Below are 730 nucleotides of genomic sequence, written 5' to 3' on the forward strand. Positions count from 1 at the left end.
CTCCCTTGTCCTGCGGGAGCTGACCGGGGTGGCCGCCCCGAACGCGGCGTCGCGCTCCCTGTTCGAGGTGGCCTGGCAGGCCGAGGAGGCCGACCCGGTCGACGACGCGTCGGGCTGGGCGGTGCTGGGCGGGCCGGCCCTGCCGGGCGTCCCCGGTGGCCCCTCCGCCGAGACGATCCGGCAGCTGCGCGCCGCCATCGACGCCGGCATCGCCCCGCCGCGCCTGCTGCTCTTCACGCCGGCCGCGTCGCCCGCCGACGACGGCGACCCGGCGGAGGCCGTACGCACTGTCACCGCCGACGTGCTGGGCCTGGTGCAGGAGTGGCTGGCCGTCGACGCGCTGGCCGACTCGAAGCTCGTGGTGGTGACCCGGGGCGCGCTGGCCGTCCGCGACGGGGACCGGGTGAGCGACCTGGCCGCCGCGGCCGTGTGGGGCCTGCTGCGCTCCGCGCAGTCCGAGCACCCCGGTCGCATCGTCCTGGCCGACGTCGACGACGCGATCAACCCCGGCACGCTGGGCGTCCTGGCCCGCTTCGCCGCGGACCCGGCCGGCGGTCAGGTCGCGGTGCGTGCGGGCGCGGTGTTCGTGCCGCGTCTGGTGCGTGCGGTCGCCCCGGTGTCGGTGGAGACGCCGGTCGTGGGTGAGGGTGCGGTGCTGGTGACCGGTGGTACGGGTGCGCTCGGGGCGTTGGTGGCGGAGCACCTGGTGTCGGCGCATGGTGTGCGGTCG

Annotated in this window: 1 protein-coding gene; it reads left to right on the forward strand. The window is 77.3% G+C overall.

The genetic code is table 11. From position 1 onward, the window contains the following. Positions 1 to 730 (forward strand): hypothetical protein (locus tag KBX39_RS32415; protein WP_210874243.1); only part of this gene is annotated, 730 nt, incomplete at both ends.

This window comes from Micromonospora sp. D75 (assembly GCF_018070405.1).
Classification (GTDB): domain Bacteria; phylum Actinomycetota; class Actinomycetes; order Mycobacteriales; family Micromonosporaceae; genus Micromonospora; species Micromonospora chalcea.